Genomic DNA, 1,808 nt, shown 5'->3' on the forward strand with positions numbered 1-1,808 from the left:
TGTCCGGCGGCGTCCTACTCTCCCACAACCTCTCGGTTGCAGTACCATCGGCGCTGAAAGGCTTAACTTCCGGGTTCGGGATGGGACCGGGTGTTTCCCTTTCGCTATGGCCGCCGTAACTCTTGCGGCACACACCCCAGGTAGATGATCACTGGGTGGCGTGTGTGCCAAGCCATTATTCACATGTGATGACACGTGTGTTGTGTGTGTTGGATTCGTGGACGCGAACAGCCTTTGCAGGTTCAGCTGAGTGGTTGTGGGACAAGCCCTCGGCCTATTAGTACCGGTCGGCTAGGCATTGCTGCTGTACACCTCCGGCCTATCAACCCAGTGTTCTGCTGGGGGCCTTACCCGGTTGACCCGGTGGGAAACCTCATCTTGAAACGTGCTTCCCGCTTAGATGCATTCAGCGGTTATCACTTCCGAACGTAGCTAACCAGCCGTGCCCCTGGCGGGACAACTGGCACACCAGAGGTTCGTCCATCCCGGTCCTCTCGTACTAGGGACAGCCTTTCTCAAGTTTCCTGCGCGCGCGGCGGATAGGGACCGAACTGTCTCACGACGTTCTAAACCCAGCTCGCGTGCCGCTTTAATGGGCGAACAGCCCAACCCTTGGGACCTACTCCAGCCCCAGGATGCGACGAGCCGACATCGAGGTGCCAAACCATCCCGTCGATATGGACTCTTGGGGAAGATCAGCCTGTTATCCCCGGGGTACCTTTTATCCGTTGAGCGACGTCGCTTCCACATGCCGACGCCGGATCACTAGTTCCGACTTTCGTCCCTGCTCGACATGTCTGTCTCACAGTCAAGCTCCCTTGTGCACTTACACTCGCCACCTGATTGCCAACCAGGCTGAGGGAACCTTTGAGCGCCTCCGTTACTCTTTAGGAGGCAACCGCCCCAGTTAAACTACCCATCAGGCACTGTCCCTGATCCGGATAACGGACCTAGGTTAGACATCTAGTACGACCAGAGTGGTATTTCAACGATGACTCCACACTCACTGGCGTGAATGCTTCACAGTCTCCCACCTATCCTACACAAGCCGAACCAAACACCAATACCAAACTATAGTAAAGGTCCCGGGGTCTTTCCGTCCTGCCGCGCGTAACGAGCATCTTTACTCGTAGTGCAATTTCGCCGAGTCCACGGTTGAGACAGCGCCCAAGTCGTTACTCCATTCGTGCAGGTCGGAACTTACCCGACAAGGAATTTCGCTACCTTAGGATGGTTATAGTTACCACCGCCGTTTACTGGGGCTTAAATTCTCCGCTTCGGTATTGCTACCTAACAGGTCCTCTTAACCTTCCAGCACCGGGCAGGAGTCAGTCCGTATACATCGTCTTACAACTTCGCACGGACCTGTGTTTTTAGTAAACAGTCGCTTGGGCCTGGTCTCTGCGGCCCTTCCCGCTCCCACCGCAAGGGTGTTCACGTTCCGGGCCCCCCTTCTCCCGAAGTTACGGGGGCATTTTGCCGAGTTCCTTAACCGTGGTTCGCTCGATCGCCTTAGTATTCTCTACCTGATCACCTGAGTCGGTTTGGGGTACGGGCGGCGCATAGCTCGCTAGAGGTTTTTCTCGACAGCATAGGATCATCCACTTCCCCCCAACGGGGTCCCCATCACATCTCAAGCCCGACATCGAAGTCAGAGATCCGGATTTGCCTAGATCTCGCCCTACATGCTTAGCCGTACACAACCATCGGTACGGTTGGACTACCTTCCTGCGTCACCCCATCGCTTGACTACTACCAGTTCGGGTCCCACGCTACGCTCAACCGCCTCGCCCCGAAGGGTCCGGTCG

At 56.2% G+C, this 1,808-nt stretch carries 2 rRNA genes (1 of these 2 running past the window's edge); both read right to left on the reverse strand.

The features are described 5' to 3' along the window. Position 1 precedes the first annotated feature (1 nt). A 5S ribosomal RNA gene (rrf, locus tag OCU29_RS19640) occupies positions 2-118 on the reverse strand. A 139-nt stretch (positions 119-257) separates the two neighbouring features. After that, positions 258-1,808: ribosomal RNA gene (locus OCU29_RS19645) — 23S ribosomal RNA — on the reverse strand; it runs 1,683 nt beyond the window's last position.

The sequence above is a fragment of the Nocardioides sp. OK12 genome, from assembly GCF_024341885.1.
Classification (GTDB): domain Bacteria; phylum Actinomycetota; class Actinomycetes; order Propionibacteriales; family Nocardioidaceae; genus Nocardioides; species Nocardioides marinisabuli.